Origin of the sequence: Photobacterium sp. BZF1, from assembly GCF_014349205.1 — a bacterium.
Classification (GTDB): Bacteria; Pseudomonadota; Gammaproteobacteria; order Enterobacterales; family Vibrionaceae; genus Photobacterium.
Genome location: NZ_JACSOF010000070.1, coordinates 14,865 through 32,262, shown reverse-complemented (window position 1 = coordinate 32,262; position 17,398 = coordinate 14,865). Strand labels below are relative to the sequence as shown.

14 protein-coding genes are annotated in these 17,398 nt (G+C 38.0%); 5 read left to right on the top strand and 9 right to left on the bottom strand.

Annotated elements, in window-relative coordinates:
* Positions 1 to 576, top strand: a 576-nt coding sequence (locus BIZ37_RS16460; RefSeq protein ID WP_187462397.1) for a glycosyltransferase, incomplete at its 5' end; no start/stop codon positions are given.
* A 167-nt stretch (positions 577 to 743) separates the two neighbouring features.
* Here BIZ37_RS16460 and BIZ37_RS16455 read toward each other — a convergent pair.
* Genes BIZ37_RS16455 through BIZ37_RS16435 form a run of 5 tightly spaced genes read right to left on the bottom strand, consistent with a single transcriptional unit; the run spans position 744 to position 6,157 of the window.
* Positions 744 to 1,667 carry a hypothetical protein gene (locus BIZ37_RS16455; protein ID WP_187462396.1) on the bottom strand — a complete coding sequence of 308 codons (924 nt, stop codon included), beginning with the start codon at positions 1,665 to 1,667 and terminating at the stop codon, positions 744 to 746.
* A 10-nt stretch (positions 1,668 to 1,677) separates the two neighbouring features.
* Positions 1,678 to 2,688 (bottom strand): acyltransferase, encoded by a 1,011-nt coding sequence (locus tag BIZ37_RS16450; RefSeq protein ID WP_187462395.1) that lies wholly within the window; start codon positions 2,686 to 2,688, stop codon positions 1,678 to 1,680.
* An 8-nt stretch (positions 2,689 to 2,696) separates the two neighbouring features.
* Positions 2,697 to 3,374 (bottom strand): GDSL-type esterase/lipase family protein, encoded by a 678-nt coding sequence (locus BIZ37_RS16445; protein WP_187462394.1) that lies wholly within the window; start codon positions 3,372 to 3,374, stop codon positions 2,697 to 2,699.
* On the bottom strand, positions 3,367 to 4,845 hold the full coding sequence (locus BIZ37_RS16440; RefSeq protein ID WP_187462393.1) for an oligosaccharide flippase family protein: 1,479 nt from the start codon (positions 4,843 to 4,845) through the stop codon (positions 3,367 to 3,369). The genes BIZ37_RS16445 and BIZ37_RS16440 overlap by 8 nt, the downstream gene beginning before the upstream one ends.
* A complete protein-coding gene (locus BIZ37_RS16435) occupies positions 4,829 to 6,157 on the bottom strand; it encodes a putative O-glycosylation ligase, exosortase A system-associated (protein ID WP_187462392.1) in 1,329 nt (442 codons plus the stop codon). The genes BIZ37_RS16440 and BIZ37_RS16435 overlap by 17 nt, the downstream gene beginning before the upstream one ends.
* A gap of 930 nt (positions 6,158 to 7,087) precedes the next feature.
* Between BIZ37_RS16435 and BIZ37_RS16430 the strand changes: the two genes are divergently transcribed.
* From BIZ37_RS16430 to BIZ37_RS16420, 3 genes are all read left to right on the top strand, one after another.
* Positions 7,088 to 8,488 carry a PEP-CTERM sorting domain-containing protein gene (locus tag BIZ37_RS16430; protein WP_187462391.1) on the top strand — a complete coding sequence of 467 codons (1,401 nt, stop codon included), beginning with the start codon at positions 7,088 to 7,090 and terminating at the stop codon, positions 8,486 to 8,488.
* 105 nt (positions 8,489 to 8,593) lie between these two features.
* The gene (locus BIZ37_RS16425; protein WP_187462390.1) at positions 8,594 to 10,021 is read left to right on the top strand and encodes a tyrosine-type recombinase/integrase; all 1,428 of its coding nucleotides are present in this window, start codon (positions 8,594 to 8,596) and stop codon (positions 10,019 to 10,021) included.
* Positions 10,022 to 10,294: 273 nt separating this feature from the next.
* Entirely contained in the window at positions 10,295 to 11,131 is an 837-nt protein-coding gene (locus BIZ37_RS16420) for a PEP-CTERM sorting domain-containing protein (protein ID WP_187462389.1), read from the top strand.
* A 321-nt stretch (positions 11,132 to 11,452) separates the two neighbouring features.
* On the opposite strand, the gene BIZ37_RS16415 is transcribed toward BIZ37_RS16420, so the two are convergent.
* Positions 11,453 to 12,748, bottom strand: a complete 1,296-nt coding sequence (locus tag BIZ37_RS16415) for a sensor domain-containing diguanylate cyclase (RefSeq protein ID WP_187462388.1) — start codon at positions 12,746 to 12,748, stop codon at positions 11,453 to 11,455.
* Positions 12,749 to 12,986: 238 nt separating this feature from the next.
* Between BIZ37_RS16415 and BIZ37_RS30670 the strand changes: the two genes are divergently transcribed.
* Positions 12,987 to 13,340: a DeoR/GlpR transcriptional regulator gene (locus BIZ37_RS30670; RefSeq protein ID WP_187462387.1), complete on the top strand. Its 354-nt coding sequence runs from the start codon at positions 12,987 to 12,989 to the stop codon at positions 13,338 to 13,340.
* Between the two features lie 930 nt (positions 13,341 to 14,270).
* Here the strand turns inward: BIZ37_RS30670 and BIZ37_RS16405 are convergent.
* The 3 genes from BIZ37_RS16405 to BIZ37_RS16395 form a co-directional block, all read right to left on the bottom strand.
* Positions 14,271 to 14,441: a hypothetical protein gene (locus tag BIZ37_RS16405; RefSeq protein ID WP_187462386.1), complete on the bottom strand. Its 171-nt coding sequence runs from the start codon at positions 14,439 to 14,441 to the stop codon at positions 14,271 to 14,273.
* Positions 14,442 to 15,410: 969 nt separating this feature from the next.
* The gene (locus BIZ37_RS16400) at positions 15,411 to 16,922 is read right to left on the bottom strand and encodes a tripartite tricarboxylate transporter permease (protein ID WP_187462385.1); all 1,512 of its coding nucleotides are present in this window, start codon (positions 16,920 to 16,922) and stop codon (positions 15,411 to 15,413) included.
* Between the two features lie 2 nt (positions 16,923 to 16,924).
* Positions 16,925 to 17,380 carry a tripartite tricarboxylate transporter TctB family protein gene (locus BIZ37_RS16395; protein WP_187462384.1) on the bottom strand — a complete coding sequence of 152 codons (456 nt, stop codon included), beginning with the start codon at positions 17,378 to 17,380 and terminating at the stop codon, positions 16,925 to 16,927.
* Positions 17,381 to 17,398: the final 18 nt, after the last annotated feature.

The following is a 17,398-nucleotide window of genomic DNA, read 5'->3' as shown; positions in this document are numbered from 1 at the left end:
GGGATAGATTATAAATCGCTAAAAACTAAAGATAAAAAAAATTTAAGTAAGGCTAATTTAAAAAATTCAGAAGATACGAATATTTTACTTACTGTTGCTCGGCTGACAATAGGAAAAGGTTTCAAAACTATGTTGGTTACTTATGATAAACTCATAAAGGATAGTAATAAAAAATATCACTGGTTTATTGCTGGGGATGGGGACTTTAAAGTAGATTTTGAAGATACTATAAAGTCGTTGGGTTTAGAAAAAAATATTACACTACTTGGAAGGTTAACAACAGAAGAACTGGTTCCATATTATAAAGGTGCGGATTGCTTTTGGTTATTATCACCAGATGAAACTTTTGGTTTAGTCTACCTAGAAGCATCATATTTTAACCTAGGGTCTATAGGTTACTGCAAAACGGGTGTAAAAGAAGCAATAACAGAAGGTGTAAATGGTTATTACTATGAACCCTTTGATGATTTAGAGCTCTTAGTTGAAAAATGTAAGAGTTTAAAGAAGCTAAGAAAACCAATGACTATATGTAATAAATATCAAATATCAACATTTGTTAATAATATATTAGATTAAAGTAAGCAGTTTTCATCTGGCAGACGATATAATGTCGATTTACATGATTGCTTGTTGATTTATATGACTCAATTATTCTAATTTAAAGTGTTTTTATCATTTTTATAAACCGAGTGATTGAACACTCGGTCTATGTTTATAGTTCGGCTTTGGTGCTACGAACTATTTTAAACATGTTTGTTTGCTAATTTCTCATAAAATCTTCTATCATATCTGTTGCTTCCTATAAAATGCATAACAGAGACAATACCTTGTGTGTCTTGTGCTAACTTAAATTTAGTTTTAGGAAATCCGAAATTCATATACTTTGGCCAAGGTAATATTTCAGCCTCGTCACAACATGATATCATAATGTTAGAGCATACCTGCTCCGAGCCCCACTCATGCCACTTGTTTCTTCCTAATTTAGCCTCAAGCTCTTGAGAAAGAGATTCTAGGCTATCAAAATTTAGTACACCTTTTGGAAATCCTGTAAATGCTGCACACCCTCTTAGATACTGGTTTAAGTTAACAGATGATATGTCACTTAATTGTTCCTCAGTTTTAACTTGAACGTGGGTTCCATTCCAGTTCTTGGCCACTGTTGACATGTAGTCAACGCTGGTTGGCTTCGGCCACATTGGGTTACCGATAGTAAATGCTGTATTTTTAGAGATAAAGTCAAACACTTCAGGCATTGGAGAAAGTGTTAGTGTATCCGTATCGACTTGAACAACATAAGCATTTTTAGATAAGTTTATGATATGAATTAAACGCTCCCAACACCCACCATTAGGGCATTTACCAACGTGAATGTCTTTAATATGAATAATATCAACATGTACTAGATGCTTTTTGAGTAGGCCATAATCTTCCTGGGTAAGAGAGCCATCATCTATCAGTTCAAATCTACCATATGGCATGTGCTTAGCGAAGCTTTTTAGCGCTAGCAGGCTCATGTCTATAGCATTATGATAAACTTGCGATACAAAGACTAAGTCATCGCTGTATTGTAGTGATACTGGCGAGGTATTGCGTACCATTCGGGCTACTTTTTCAAAACGTTTCCTATTCAAAAAAGTGCTAGCTTTTTTTATAAGTTGATTAAACAAAACTAACTCCTCATAAGTTTTTGACTTTATTTCTTAATAACTCTATTGGATTGTGTAACAAACTGACTAGTATTTGCCCAAAGAGTAACATGAATGGAATTGAAACTAATGCAAATAACTCGGTACGTTTTTCAAGGTTAATTCCAATTTGTGCAAAACCATACATAACTATTACAGCTATCGACCAATGCATTAAGTATATTGGATAGCTTAAATCACCTAGTCGTTTGTCTATAATTTTAATCTGTGTGCTAGACGTTTCAATGTTTGCAAGCACAGCAAGCAAAACAACATTTATTATTGAATTGAAGTAAAATCCAGAACCATATAATAGATTTAGCTTATAAGCAATAACCCAGTTAGCGAGAATGATTATATACAATGAAAATGCTGTTTTAAGATTACTAAATGGCTTTATTTTTGCAGAAACTTGCTCCTTGTAATGGTACATAAGCGCGCCAATTGAGAACGGTAACGACGCTGCAAGAGGGTGAAAGTAACCGTAATCCCACCAATCAAGCTTGTATATATGGATGAATACTGTATATAGAAAGCCAAAACAAAACCATAGCCATGTTATGGTTTTGTTTTTTGATAAACCTAATCCAATTAGTGCGTAATATATTATTTCAACTGTTAAAGCCCATGCTGGAGGTACTAAAGCATTATTTTTATGATTAGTGATTATTAAGAAAATATTTTCAAAAAAATTTGTAGTGCTATCAGGGAATTTAAGATTGAAAATAATTGATGACGTATAGGACTCACTAAATAAAATAATGATGAGTACACTGAACAGCATCGCACCAAGATAAAGAGGGTAAATACGTAGCAATCGATTGATAAAATATTTTTTTCTACCATTAGTTGAGTAGCCATAATTTGTCTGCATGATATATGTCATCAGATAACCACTTAGGCAAAAAAACGTGAATACAGCGTATTCGCCAAAGCCCGGCCAGCCAGCTAAGTGCAAAAAAACAACCATAAATGCTAATATGAGTCGATATGTACCAAACATAATTATCCCTAAAAAATGTTTTCACACTCAAATCTTTTTGCCTTGTATGCACTCTTGATAAATGGAACAAGACTATCATTGAGTATTTTATAACCATTGCTGTTAAAATGTACACCGTCTTGGGTATAATCGCTATTTAGCTCTCCTGACTTTGAAATTATTGTATTTGTGGGAAAAAATTCAACATTATTATTTTTAGTAATTTCCTTTAAGTTTGCATTCAGCTGATTGATGTATTCATTTAATCTTTGTCTTTTTGTTAAAGGTGTTTCAAGAACTATAATGTCAGAATGAGTAGATTTAATTTCTTTGATCACTTCTTCATATACTTCTAGGCTTCTTTCTATGGAAATATTTTCTTGACGATTAGTGCCGGCCATCACCACAACGAGACATGGATTTTTAGGAAGAATACTATCCTGAATGTTTCGATGAACTTGAAGAATTGTGTGCCCATCAACGGCTTTATTGACAACATTAAAGTTTGATTTCCCTACGAACCATACAAGATCAGAATTCCGTCTTGTTAATGAATCGCCTGCAAGGAATACTTGAGGGGTTCCTATTTTATAGACTAAATTCTTGTACAAAACAACTCTGAGTTCGTCTATTGAAAATATTGAAACTCCCCCTCCAATCAATGCAAGATTTAAAAAGATAGAAAATATTAGTAACTTTTTAATCATTGATATTTACTACCTTTCTCTTAAATGAGCTTGAGTAATCAATAATTTTGTTATTCCAAAAATTCCAAATGTCTGAGTACGTTTTGAAAAAATTGATCACTAATAATAAGCATATTGCGTAACTACTCGCTCCGACCGTAATGTTAAAAAATAATCCTAATAAGCTAATACTATCGTTGAAATAAACCTCTGAAAGAATAAAATACATAAAAGAAGCTGATAAAAATGAAGGGGTTAAAACTTCAATCATTTTGAATATTGAAAGGTTAATTGTCATTTTTGCGAAGAATATTATGAAAAAAAATGAGGTAATGGCAATGTATCCTCGTAATTCAGAAAAGTGCTCAATATTATCGAATGCTACTAATCCAGATATTGAAATTAGTAAAATTAGACCAAATAAATCATTGAATATACTTATATTTGTTTTTCCAAGACAATCATATAAATTAGTTGTTATAGAATTCGCAGGATATGATATCATCAAAATAGATAGAGAGGCCATGATAGGAGCGGTGTCTGCCCATTTTTCACCAAGAATCACAGTACAAAATTGAGGTGCAATAAACCAAATACCTACAACACTAGGAATTATGAGCATGTAGATTAAAGCTAAATATCTGTATGTTTTATCAAAAAGCACAGCTTTATCATTTTTGTATTGTGCCATAGAAGGGAACATGACAGCACCAGCCGGTGAAATTATTTGCGAAAATGGCATAACAGCAAAATCTTGACCAATTTTATATTTTCCAACTGAATCGATGTTGAAAATTTTACTAACAATAAAAGTGTCAAACTTATTCCTTGAGTAAGCAATCATGCTTCTAATAATCATAAGGAATGAAAATGAAAATTGCTGTTTGTTAAATCTAAAATTAATCTTTGGACGATAAGGGCAAATGATATAACTACCAATTAAATTTACCCATAAAGCACTTGCCCCTCCTGCTATAAGTGCCCAATGGTTGGGGTGAAAAAATGCCACCAAAACAGTTGTTAATGTTGAAAATACTTTTGTGAACAAACCTAGATATGTGATTTTACGGAAGTTAAGTTCTTTTTCATAACGCACTAGTCCTATGTTATTAAATCCTGAAAATATATTGTTAACTGCTATTAACTTAATTATCAATTCTAATTGCGGCTTATCAAAAAAATCAGATATAAAAGGTGAAGTCAAAAAGATAGCTATACTGACAAGAAACTTAAGAAGGAGGCTTAACGTCCAGCTTGAATTCATTTCTGATGTGTTTAGTTCTGTTTGTGATATTAAATATCGGTTTACCCCAATGTTTTGGAGGATTTCAAAGAATCCAATACAGAGTGCAGCTATTGCTACTAGTCCAAATGAAGCTGGTTCAATTAGTCTTACTAATATTAATGTACTCCCAATCCCAATAAAACGGGTTCCCCATTTGCCAAAAATATTCCATAGATAAGCCGTTATCAATTTATTTTGATTGCTCATTTAACTGCCTTACCTGTGTTTGACTATTGTCGCTTATGTCACAAGTTCTTTTGAATGCAATTCCTAGTGCTGCTGAACAAGCTAGTGTAGTGAAGATTAAATCATTATAAGCAGAGCTTAAAGCAGCACCTGACACTAAAAAAACAGTGATTGTGAGTTTCATTTTTTCTGCTAGGTTTCTTTGCCAAGCGAGAGGTGATTTTTTATATACTGTACTTAGTGTTTTATATGCAATAAAAAATAATAGCAAATATAAAATGATACCTAGGAAACCATGGTCAGCTAAAACTTGAAAATATATGCTATGAGCAACGTAAACTCTCCCATCCATATTAATTGGTGAACTAGGTATGAAGCTAACTAAATCCCAATCAAGCACAAGTGAACTTACGGTTATCTTATTTGTAAATGTTGAATCAAAACCTCCACCGAAAATAGGGCTATTTATTGCCATGATTATGGCTAACTTCCAAGATTTCACACGACTCATGAAAGATCCATCTTCATTTGCATCAGAAATAGTATCCATTCTTTCAAACCAATCATCAGTCATCAGGTTTAAGGCAATTAAACCGATGGCCATAATAGAAGTACCAACTTTGAATTTATGCTTTGTTTTTATAAAAAAGAAGATAGCTAAGACTACCAGGCCAATGAAACCACCACGAGAATCAGTCCCTAAAACAAATAAGACATTGAAAAATGCAAGGGAGTAAAGTCCATATTTGAAAAGTGTATTTTTCGAATATTGATCAGCCAAATAAAGTACAAAAGGAATGCTCATTAGTGAACCGAGAGCCGCAAGATTGTTATCATTAAAGCCTGGTGTCAAACCATGAATGTTATGTCCTCCGAAGGAAGATAGAACTTTCGCTCCTTCAATAAATGCCTTGAATGATAATGATAAAGTAACCGCCCACGCAATAGCTTCAAAGTGTAACTCTCGTTTGATGACTAGACAAATGAAGAAAAATAGCAAAAATACTCTCATAAACCAGTCCCAACGGAGCCAGACGTAGGGACCATCGCCATAATTTACCAATGATGTTAAAGTTGTATGTATGAAAAATAGAAGACCTATGATTAAGATTGATGTTGTAGGGTTTTTCTTCTCTTTGTTAAAGATGAACCCAAAGATGGTGATTAAGGCGAAAACAAAATTCCATCGAATTGAAGTAGCAACACCACCGTAAGCCCATATGTGAGGTGGAACTAGGGCTGACCATACCCATAGCGATAAAGCGAGGTAAAGCCGTTTAAAGGCTGCAAATGTTAAAATAGGCAGGGCTAGGAGCAGTGCTAAACTTCTCATTCATCCACACCTTCTCTCGTGTAGCTCTCTTCATCTAGGAAGATTGCTTTCCAGCAAAAGAAAGTAGTGGCGCTCAAATACAGGCCAAACAGTATTGTTTCCATCTTCTTTCTACTCCATCCCTGAGTATTATTTATCAATTCCTCAGTATTTCGTGCTTGATTGTGAATGTGACTTAAAACTGCAATCACAATCTACAATTCAATAGGTTGACGTAACACTTATGTAAATATTAGTTCTCATGAATCAAAGTGCAAACTTACCTCAATGATTCAGCGTAAGTTGAGTAAAGCTTGCCTCTAGCGTTATCGTTAAACCCGAGATGAGGGGAATTGAGATAATCAGTAGCGGCTGTTGTTTGTATTGATTTTCTTCCATAGCTATTTTGAAGAGTTGTTCAAATTAGTAGTTAAGTACTTGAAAAATAGTCGTCTTAGTATATCGGTCAGATAGCCATATGTTATTTATGGTGAATCTATCCACTCACTATCGATTCTTTAACATTGCTTTTGGACGCTAACTGAAATGGATGTAAAAAATATTGACACTTAAAACTGTCATGATCTGATTTAAAGTGAAATCACGATTCATGACTTCGTTAGCAGTGATAGATACAAATAAAAAACAATTCGAGTAACATTCTGATTATTATGTTTGGGTAGATTATAAAACCATATAAATAGCTTTCATGAATTTTTTATTCTGCTTTTATGAGTTTCAACTTCATGTGAGCCTCATCATTAATGTTAGGGTTTGGTTAATGCATTATAACTTTTGTTTGGTAAAAGATGTATCACATAAGAAATAACTACAAAAGTGTCGGGTTATTTTACAGTTGTTGAATATATTTGACCTAAGTTATTGATATTATGTGCTGGTATGGTTATTGCTTAACTGTTGACAATAGATAACAAAAACAAAGTTAGGTAGATGATGAATAAATCTATTTTTAGCACTAAGAGTACATTGCTTTATTCAGCAGCCTTTTTAGGAGCATCGCTCATCTCTTTCCAGTCTCATGCTGTACCTTTCACCACGACGGAGATTAGCAAATACCTTGTAATCGCTACTGGTGATGGTACGAACGGAGACAATTTTGAATCATTCAACATGTCAAATGTTGAAATAGGAGCTGATCAGGAGGTCGTCTCTTCAGGGCAGAATTCTCCGCAGCAGGTCTTTCAAAGTTTTACAAGTAAGCCAGATCTTACCGGAGATTATGTGCCAAACGATGGAGCCAATGCTGCTCCAAGTGGAAATAGGTGGGACGATAATGATCCTGACGCACCAAATGATACTGTAGGTGTTCCTGATACGTTGCCCGGTGGACCAACATTGCCAGGTGCAAGGCCACTTTTTGAAGGGCGAGATTTTAGTGGTAATGTGGCCTTAACGGGTGAATTTGCTGAGTTTGGTACTTCTAACTCTGACGTACATGCTGATAGTAATATTGGTATCCAATGTAACCGGGCTTCAGTATCTGATTGTATAAATGTTTCAAGTACAAACAGTTTTTTTGATATCAGTGCTGCTGATCCTGATAACCCAGAAAATCTGAACACTGGCTACGGCATTAACGCAGGGTTTGATCCAACGTCATTAACTGATGAGCTAGAAGATGCCCGTGACAGCATAGTATCTCTAGGTACTGAATTGGTATTAGATGAAAACTATGCCAACAACTTCCTTACAAATAACAATATCAAGGATTCTGGAGCGCCAACGATTTTAGACTTGGATGCTATTGACACCAACAATGATGGAATTGCTGTTATTGATATTGATGTAGATGGTAGTTCTTTTAATATCAATAATACAGATTGGATACTTCAAACTACTAACGATGTTTTCGCGATTATCAGAATGGCTGATGGTACAGGGTTTGACTTTTCAAACTCCTCTGTAATGCTTGGTGATGGTACAAATAATTCGACGGATGTGATCGACGAACTTGGCGCTATATTTTTCATGGATGCCTACAAGGGGACAAACACATTGTTTGAACTAAGTAATACCATTTTAGGTGGTGTTGCTTTGTGGGACTTAACTGACTTTAACCCAAATCGGAATCAACTCTTATCTAATGCCCCGTCTGTATTTGACCCTGGATTTGATGAAGACAATCGTACGGTTATCAATGCAGGTCAAAATGCACAAGGCTGTTCGCAGTTCATCAGTAACCAAGTGCTAATGTCAGATGCACGATGGAATCGATGCGATTTCGCGGAGGATGATCCAGGCATTGAAATACCTGAACCTTCTACTATTGCGATCTTTGGTTTTGGTCTGATCGCATTTGGTACAGTGAGAAGACGTGCGTTACTGAAGTAAAAATTTTTATAAACCAGTTACAGCGTAACTGGTTTTATTTTAATTGAAGATTATTATCTTATATAATACCTGTTATAGCAGACAATAATTAAGAATAAGTAAAAGATGAGCCAAATCAGGAATGATTATCAAATAGGTACTGTATCCAGGGAAAGTGTACTAAGTGTGCAGGTTGAACGTCGATTACGTGACGCCGTAACAAATCCAGCAATAAGCTATATCAGCTCTCTTGCTTCGACAAATTCAACAGGTGGTAGAGCGAATGCTCGTTATATGATTGAAAGATTTTGTCGGTTTTTAATCGGACATTCGTCCTTAAGAGTGGATTGGCTCATGTTGTGTAAAGATCCTGAACTGAGCAAGCGTGCGTTAGCGGGATTTTTAACTTATAAAACACAGCAGAAACACTACCTTTGTGGTTCAACGCCTGATCCTGCTGATGAGCTCTTCAAGCAATCGCATCTGACTCCAATAATTGATTCAATTAATGCTATCGCTTCTGATTTTGTAGATGATGGTCAACTCACGGAATGTGAATTTAACGCCTTGTTTTCAGGGTTAACTAAAAACAATCTAAAACAATCTCAGCCACTTGAATACGGGTGGATGCAGGAGCAACCTATCAATTCTCAATTTAAGTTAGATAAACATCAACTGTCCGCAAACTCGTTACAAGCGCTCGAGAGCTTTAGTAGCTTTTGCATTACTTCTTGTTTGCAACGCTTTGATTGGAGTGCCTTTTTGTCCGCGCCAGTTGTAAAGTCTGCAATGAATGAGTACTTAAACAATGGGGTGGTTGTTAATAATGAAAAATTAAAAAATTTCAGTCCTGCTACCGCTGATAACTTGTTCCGAATGATATTAGGTGTAGCTGAGCATCATTGGCTTGCCGAAAATCTTACTGTTGAACGATTACAACGAATAAAAGCAATAAAACTTCCTCGTGGTTCAAGGGCGACATCTGGGCGATATATTACTTTTGATGAATTAGATACGATATTGGCTGTTGCTGGTAAGCATCCAAATCCAATTAGAAGGGTCCGTGATCAAGCAATTTTTTCTGTTCTATATGATTGCGGATTACGCCGTTCTGAACTGGTGTCATTGACAATAGGGGACGTGAATCTCATTGATAACTCTTTAAGAATCATTGGTAAAGGTAACAAGGAGAGGAAAATATATTTTGATGCGAAAGGTGCAATGATGCGTAAACTTGAGGAATGGTTATCATTACGCCAAAGTCGGTGTGTAACCGAGCCATTGTTTTGTGGCATTTCCAAATCGAAATCATTAACAGGTAAAGTACTAACAACGCAGACAATCAATGACTTATGCCGTTGGGTAATTATGAATGGTTTCAATAAGGTTTTTTCACCACATGATTTTCGTCATTCTTTAGCAACGAATCTACTTAGCCAAAACCATGACTTGTTATCAGTTAGTAAGGTGCTAGGCCATAGTTCTTTGTCGACAACACAACGTTATGATCAAAGGGGTGATGAGATGTTGCGTGTTACTATTATTAATCGTTAAAACATTTATAATAATTAAATTATAGTGCATTAGGATTTTAATTGTTACACTCACAGAACTTGTAAATTAGAGGCAAAACTCAACCTTCAAAATGTCAGCATTTTTTACACTAGCTATCTGCGATATTCAAATAAAAACATTGGCTTTCCGTTAAGTTACTGAAATAAATAAAAATAAATCTCAATGTAATTATTGGCACAAGTTATGCTTTATATAAACAGTAAGTCGAAATTAGTAGTGTTAATACTTACAAATAAATATGCAGAGGGATTTATGAAAAATTTAGTCACCGGACTGGGGTTAATTGCTTCAGCATTAATTTTTAATACAAATGTACAGGCATCATCGATACTTATTGATAATTTCAGTACCGCTCAGGCTGAATTAGTAAGTGACACCACAGGTGTTGGTGCCTCAAGTCAAGCAACAGGAGCGGGCATCCTAGGCGATTATCGTGATATATATGTTGAGAAAACGATTGATAATACTGGCGCTGATTCTGGACTAATTACAGTAGAAGTAATTACGGCAGGAACAGATAGATTACAAGTAAGCATGGAAAATCTAGTCACTGGCTTCGTTGCTCTGACTTATGATGGAAGCAACTTTGTTGGAGATGCTTATGATGCAGAGACTACAGCGCCGGGTGCTATGGCACCACCAGGACTTGGTGTTGCAGTAGATGGTCTAGTTGCAGGATCAGATTCTGGCCTTGGTGAAGACTTCAGTGATTTTGATGGTTTCCTATTTGATTTACTATCTGTAGACCAAGATAACCCAGCAATAATAAACGTTTGGACTGATGATGCTAGTGATGGAAACTTTGTCAAACATTCTGTTGAGGTTGTAACGTCCGAAATAAACTTCCCAGGCGATACTGAATTCGTAAGCTTTGGTTCCTTTAATGGTGGCGGTTCTATTAATTGGGAAAGAGTCGGCGCAATTCAAGCTCTATACAATGTATCGTTTGATAACGTTAATGCAGTAGCAGAAGCACAATTAACATTAACAAAAATTGCTGTTGTTCCTGAGCCTACCGTATTAACGATGTTTGGTGCAGGTATTTTGGCTTTGGGATTTGCAGGCTATCGTAGAAAAGAACAAGAGTAAGTGAAAATTTTTGTGAACTCCATACCGGTCATAAAGGCCGGTTTTTTTTGATTATGAGTTTTTTCTAAATCAACATTAAAATAAATATTGCTAGAAAGTTAAGTGAAAGAATTAATACTATTTTCTGAGCCATAACTGCTAAATCTCGATTAATTATTATCCATACTCGAAATATTAAACTCCATTCTTAAAACATATCAGAATAATCAATGAGACATTGACAAACTAATAAGAATATTTAGTTAATAGTTACTTTTAATTTTTAAATATCAATCTTTATTGAAATATTCTTACATTCATCATCTCAAATCATCACTTAAGTCACTGAAAAGATGACCTTTTTATTTCTTCTGTTAGATTAGCGACTACAATCTGGTCTTTCCCTTCCTGCTTGGCTGTATACAGTGCCTTGTCTGCACGATAGAGCAGATTATGTAGTCCTTTGTCTTCTAGAGTTAATGATGCAATACCCATACTGGCTGTGTAATTCAGTGGTACGCCTTCTACCCTAATGGACGACTCGCTAATCTGGCGGCGTAGGTGTTCTGTGATCATCTGGGCTTGTTCGATGGTAGTACTGGGCAGCAGTAGCAAAAACTCTTCGCCGCCCCAGCGACTGATGTAATCAGTGTTACGAAGCACCCGTTGGCATGTGGCAGCAAAGTGTTGAAGTACTTCATCACCGGTTTGGTGGCCGTAGCGGTCGTTGATGGATTTGAAGTTATCGAGATCGATTAGTACACAGCACAGTGGCTGCTCATCGGCTTTGTGACAGGGTAACGCATACTTGGCAATTTCAGTGGCAGTCCTGCGGTTGATAAGGCCGGTCAGGCTGTCGTGGTTGGCACGGTACTCTAACTTTTCGCGCAGTTGGTACTGCTCGGTTACATCGATGGCGGTGACCTGTACAGCTTGCTTGCCGTTCCATTCAATAGGACGGGAGATCAAGCTCAGCCACAAGGGCTGCCCATCGACACGTTTAGTTAGTGCATCGGTTTTAATTGACGCATTCGCACCGCTCAGCAAAGCGGCATTGTCCTTATGGGCTTGCGGGTGATATTGCTCGGCGATGAGTGGCAAGATGGAATCTATTGCCAGCAGCTCCTTTTCAGATTCGAAGCCAAGCATGTTGGCATAAGCCAGATTGCAAAACAGCGGCTTGAAGTTACTGTGAACCAACAAGCCTTGGATTGAGCCATCGACCAATTCACGGTAACGCATTTCACTGTCGTTGAGTTTGTTGAGGGCTTTAAATTGGCTGCTCAAGTCCACGATGGTGATCTGCATGGCCGGCTCCCCCTGCCATTTAATCAGGTGGTCGATGGTAAGGACAAAAAGCTCATTGCCTTCATTGTCGATATTGCGATAGGTCTGGATGCCCGGCTTTTCTTTGCCGCTCATGATATCGCGATATGCCTGCCAGGCTGCATCACGTTCGTGTGGCGCAATCAAGGTGAGTAAATTTCCCATTTCCAAAATAGCTTGGCCGTCGTCGTAACCGAAAAACTGGGCATAACTGTCGTCGGCGTAGAGGGGCTTAAAGTTACGATGGATCACAGTGCCGTACGAAGAGTCAATTTGGAAACGTTGGATAAAAGAATTGATAAGCGAACTCACTAGCAAAATACACAATGACGATGAGAAGTAGCATACAGTAATCTGTTGCGAGCATATTTTAACAGCAGTCAAATTTTACGTCTTTCAATAATATCGTAAGTATATTTTATGGTGATAATTAGATATCTAGCATGATGTCCTGCTCCATTAATATGTAGGGAGGCATAGCGCGTTAGTTGTTAAAGTCGTATCCGACGCTGATACTACTGTGCCCTTATTCATAGAAGGTGAGGTAGACATGTTTCAGAGCATCATTGCCGGTGGCGATATCGATAACTGTAGCCAATCTGTAGTGGGCAACTATTGTAGGCATCTTCCGGACAATATCATTCCTGATATCTGTTTTTGCACCTGCAGTGCTTTCGATACCAACAATGACGTAACTAGTCCTACCCAAGAAAAGGCTTTGTTGAAGCAAAAGCTATCTACACTGTGTAAAACTAACATATTGCTAACCAATAGTAGTAAGTTCAATTGTGTGGGAACGCACCGTATCGCCCCGCTTTCTAATTATGATCTTCTGATCTCGGATAGTGAACTGCCTTCACACGACAAACTAATATTGAAGAGGATGTCCCTGTGGAGCTTGTAGAGCTTGTAGAGTTCAAAAGATCGGAGTGTTAGACAAATAGCACTAAACACTTGGCTAAACGGCTAATCCGTGGATGCAATGTCCACGGTTGAGGAAGAAATTATGACGTGAACCCTCCACCACTTAACTGAATAGATTAGGTATATTGTGGCCCATCATCCTTCTGTTGTAACTCACAGTATTCATCCGTTGGCCCGCACGAACAAACTTATACCGACTTGAAAGCAAAGGGCTAACAAGTGATATCCACAGTTTCTGTGGATAGCGGCTGAATATAATTTAGTGAAATGATCTGTCTTTTACCGTAAGGCCTATAGCTTTAGGGGACTATCCTATTTGGCTTCACTCTTACCAACTATATTCTCGCTATCATTCAAAAAAACAGAATTTCAGCATGTTTTCTGATATGAGGATTATTTTTAAAGTGTTAATTTAAAAGCAAATAAAGGACATTGGTACATATCACGTCTTTAATTAACTATTTGTCACTTTTTGATTAATTAGTTATGGGCCAATGGCTGACGATTGTCGACTATGAAATTATGAGTTCACAATAGAACAGATATCGTCTCTACTTGAGTTACACTGTGACGCCATGTTGGGCTCCTGAATATGTGCTCTCATCAATCTTACATTTCATCGGCACATAACAGTGCGAACAATCTAAAGATTCATTAGCTTCTTCTAGCTATTACCATTTAATGTGTGTTTCGCACTCGGGGAATGCATAGCAGTTACTTCTTTCTAATTCACCGGATTTATCAAGCATAGGATAAGGGAGTGTACTCTGTAGTCGGCAACTCGACGAGATGTTAATAGTGGGAATTATTCGTAACCAAGCAGTCTTTTGATGATTATTATTGTGCTTGATTCATTGAGTCATTTTCTCTTTATCATTATTTGACTCTGTTTACAGGGTAAAGCGTTAAGTTATGAGTGCATCACCACAGCACCATCCGAGGTATAAATTTGCCAAGGCATATAAGGAGGGAAGTGCTTGGCATAGTTATAGGCTTGTTTTAACGTACAATCATCAAACACTTTAAAAATAGCTTCCCCGTCTCTTATGACGCGGACAACATACATATCGAATATATACATACATTACCTTCTTATTAAAAATTTATATGAGTGGGCGAACATTTTCCGGTGTTGCTAAATGACAGGCACAGCGAACCGCAGGCATATAGGAGATGCCTGTAGTTTGAGGAGCGAAATCGTTGTGGTGTTAGTCTAAGGAAAATGAGCGGGCTTATTATATCGAAGTGGAGTTATATAGTCTTTCATTTTTGCCCAAAACCCCAGTGTCAATTAATGGAAATAGCCACATCAAATCAATAGGTTAAGATTGGCACTTTCTACGTGTTACACGTCATGCCAATTTCAGTCGTATCTCCTTCAAATAAAAAAATTTAATCGGTCAATGGTCACTTCCCGTTGTAGTTACTCAGCGAGCAAAGCGTACTACAGATATCTAAGAAACACCTGTGAATAGAAGGGCTTCGCTGTGGTCTGGTATAAAGGATGTGATCGGCCGTAGTATACTTGGGATAGATAATAAAATCCGTCGTTTTTGCCACTTTCTCAGTGTACCTTTTCCAATATATACAATTAATATCAATAACTTAAAAGCAAGCCTCTCCATATGGATTTTTCGACGTAATTGCTCGCTTGGACGCTTTCGACAACCAAAGATCTTAGTGAATGTCCCTAACTTTTATTGTGGGCAATTAGGCATCAATAGTAAGAGAACGCGTCGACACCTTGGTGCGACGAGAACCCATATCCATATTGTTTTAAATAACAGCCTTAGACGCTAACCAGTCAACAATGTCGTGGCAAATGCTTCCGGCTCAAGCATGATGCTGTGACTCAATCCCCAGTAAATCATGTAGTCACCGTTGAGGATATCAGCGGCATGTTCAACTTCAGATGGAGGAATAAGCGTGGCGTATTCTGCCCCTAATACAAGGATATTGCTGGTTAAGTTAGTGCGGTGGAATTCGGGAGGAACAAGAAAGGCACAAATGCCGTAATGTGTGCCTTTCTTTCATTGGGTTTGTGCTGTAACTATACCGCTTTGGTCTCCGTTGACTCTTCAATAGTTTGATCTTTCTTTGCCAATTTATTGAAGAATATTGGGCTAGCAAGTGAGAGAACGGCCATGATTAGTAGCGTTGCCGATATTGGCTGTGATACAAAGATGGTGAGGTCTCCATCGCTCATCATCAACGAGCGACGGAAGTTCTCTTCCAAGATACCACCTAAGACGAGCGCCAAAATAATTGGTGTAACGGGGAATTTAAACTTCTTAAGCAGGTAACCGAGTAAGCCGAAACAAAACATTACCCAAACATCCACCATGCTATTGTTGTAACCATAGGAGCCAACAACAGAAATCGCTGCAATAACTGGTAGCAGAAGGGCTTTTGGTGCGGAAATTACCTTCACCCAAACCGGAACGCCAAGCAAACCTACCACCAACTGAACAATACAAGCGACGATTAAACCTGCAAAGATGCCATACACAATCTCCCCATTAGTTTGGAAGAGTAATGGGCCAGGCTGAATGTCGTGCAACATCAACGCACCGATCAGTACAGCAGCAGTTGCTGAACCCGGAATACCGAGTGTTAGTAAAGGAACTAAAGATCCCCCAACTACCGCATTATTCCCAGACTCTGGTGCTGCTACACCTTCAAGGCACCCTTTGCCAAATTGTTCTTTTTTGTGTGAAAATCGCTTCACTTCGTTGTAGCAGATAAAGGAAGCAATAGTCGCACCTGCGCCGGGTAATACACCAATCACTGAGCCAACAAGTGATGAATGCAGGTAGACTTTCCACATACCAAGCAAGCGCTTAATTTTTGGCATTTTGAAGCTTAGTTTGACTGACTTTGTGGTGACCATTGCCTTTTCAATGCCAGTAAAAACAGAGGTCATCGCAAATAGGCCGATAAGGGCAGGGATAAAGCTAATCCCATCCATCAGCTTTGGAATACCGAATGTTAAACGTTCTTCACCGGTAAAAGGGTCGAGGCCAATGCTTTTCAGGAAAAGACCAAGGAACATCACGATAAAGCCCTTAGTTAGGTTGTCACTGGCAAGGCTCGCAATAATGGTGAGGCCAAAGACCGCCATAGCGAAGTACTCAGGGGCACCAAATGATAGGGCAACTTCGGCCAATGGCTCCGAAAAAGCAAAAAGAACAAGCGCGCCGATCACACCGCCAACACTGGACGCAACCACCGAGGTTGTCAGCGCAAGGCCAGGTTCACCACGTTTAGTAAATTGATAGCCATCAATCATTGTTGCAGCGGCTGCTGGCGTGCCCGGTGTGCCAATGGCAATAGCAGTAATCGAACCACCATATTCCCCTGCGAGGTAGACGGAAACTAGTAGCAAGACACTCACTACAGGGTCCATACCAAAGGTAAATGGCACCATAAGTGCAACCGCTGTTGAGGCAGAAAGGCCAGGCAATACGCCACATAGAATACCGATCACAACCCCTGAGGTAATCGCGAGCATCGCCGGAAAGGTCGCTATCGTAGAGAAACCTAAGGCTATATTTTCGAACATGATTACTCTCCTAAAAATCCATTTGGCAGGGGAATATTCAATACAAGATCAAACACACCGTATAATGTAAAAGTAATGAATAAGACACTGAAAATAATAGCTTTGTAGTTTTTAAAGCCTGCAATCACTGGCAGAACAAACAACAAAACGGGTGTTAGCAAGAAGTAGCCAATAATATCAACAAGGTAGATATAGCTACCTATCAGGCCAATAACCACTCCCCCTGCAATTGGGAACTGAGCGACAGGGTTAGGCTCGTTACTACGAGAGAGGATATGTAACCCGCAAGAAATGATGACACCTATTAGCAGTATCCTAGGGTAGGTTGAGGCGGCGATTTCGCCTTCAGACGTTGCCGCGTCCATGCCACCGAGCATTGTGTAAAACACGGCACTTGAAGCTATCAGTATGACTGAGAATATTTTATCGGTTCCGAGTGATAAGCTTGTTCCTTTCATTGAACCATCTCCTTTGAA